General features: G+C 46.7%; 3 protein-coding genes. All 3 read right to left on the reverse strand.

Annotation, left to right across the window (positions count from 1 at the left end; all coding sequences use genetic code 11):
• Positions 1-64: 64 nt before the first annotated feature.
• On the reverse strand, positions 65-274 hold the full coding sequence (locus tag A3766_RS23875; RefSeq protein ID WP_068509676.1) for a hypothetical protein: 210 nt from the start codon (positions 272-274) through the stop codon (positions 65-67).
• 46 nt (positions 275-320) lie between these two features.
• A complete protein-coding gene (gene ureG / locus A3766_RS23880) occupies positions 321-965 on the reverse strand; it encodes an urease accessory protein UreG (protein WP_068512995.1) in 645 nt (214 codons plus the stop codon).
• A 125-nt stretch (positions 966-1,090) separates the two neighbouring features.
• The coding region (locus A3766_RS23885; protein WP_304440979.1) for an urease accessory protein UreF at positions 1,091-1,503 on the reverse strand (413 nt) is incomplete at its 5' end.

Consider the following 1,503-nt stretch of genomic DNA (forward strand, 5'->3'; position numbering starts at 1 on the left):
TGCTAGCCCGCATGCGAGCCACGAAAGGCTCTGCATACAGAAACACGGGGACTGACTCTAAATGCTACTTCTTAGATTTAGCTTCTTTCAATGCCCATGCGCCAACTGCTAGCATTGCCATCACGGCCAAAGAAACTTCCATTAAGCCCATATGGCTCTCGCCCACGTGCGCCTGCCCTGATGCATGCATACCTTCGTGAGCGAGTGAGGCAAGGCTCACCATCATCATGGCGATTAAGGCACTTGCTTGTGTCATTAAGGTTTTCAATTTCATTGTGTTCTCCTAAGTTAGTCTAATTCTATTCTAAGTCGTCAAGCACTCAAACCACGGCTTTTGCAGGTGGAATTTCTTTGGCCTCAAGCATGCCTTCGCTAATAATGAAATCAATAATTTTGTCTAGACCTTCAGCTTTCTTAAGGTTTGAGAAAACAAAAGGACGTTCACCGCGCATCTTCTTTGAGTCCTGATCCATTACGTCTAGCGAAGCACCAACAAGTGGAGCCAAGTCTATTTTATTGATAATCAACAGATCGGACTTAGTAATGCCTGGGCCACCTTTACGTGGAATCTTATCGCCTGCTGATACATCAATCACGTAGATAGTTAAGTCCGATAGTTCTGGGCTAAAGGTCGCACTAAGGTTATCACCGCCACTTTCTACAAAAACGACATCGAGCTCTCCATGGCGCTTCATCAGCTCATCAATCGCAGCCAAGTTCATTGAGGCATCTTCACGAATCGCGGTATGTGGACAGCCACCCGTTTCAACACCCAGGATTCGGTCTTCATCCAAAGCTTCGTGACGCGTCAGGAATAAAGCATCTTCCTGGGTATAAATATCATTGGTTACCACTGCAATATTGTAGTGATCTTTTAATGCTGCACAAAGTGAGCGCAATAAGGCGGTTTTACCTGAACCAACAGGGCCCCCGACACCGACTCGTAGCGTTTGTTTTTTTGCCATTGTTATATCCTATATTTTTCGTCATCCCCGCGCAGGCGGGGATCCATTGTTTTAATTCCCCCTAAGACCTTAGATTCCCGCCTTCGCGTGAATGACTATAGGGGACGTGATCGTAAGCTTTTCAACTAAGAACGGAAAAGCCTTGAGTATTGCTGTTCATGTAAGGCGCTGGCTATGGCCAATCCGGGTAGACCACCGCCTATTTTGTCTTCATCTATTTGTTCAGCCAAAGCAATCGATTCTGCAATCTCTGGTTGAAACAAGGTCAGCATTTGTTGAGCTTGAGTCTGACCCAAAGGCACCATTTTAGTGGCCCCTGCCACCTGGTTTTCTAGCCATGACCAGACAAAACCATTGGCCGCATCTTCAAAAACGATTCCCCACTTTTGCGCCGCATAAGCGAATAAGGTCGCAAAGCTGTGTTCTTCGCCTTCCTGAGTGACGCATTCTGGCAAGTCAAAATCCAAGCTTTTCAAGAGTCGCAATAAAGCAGCGCCCATTGCCGTATCTGTTAGCCGTAGTTCTTTCGTTTCCCGGG

The organism is Oleiphilus sp. HI0132, from assembly GCF_001635845.1.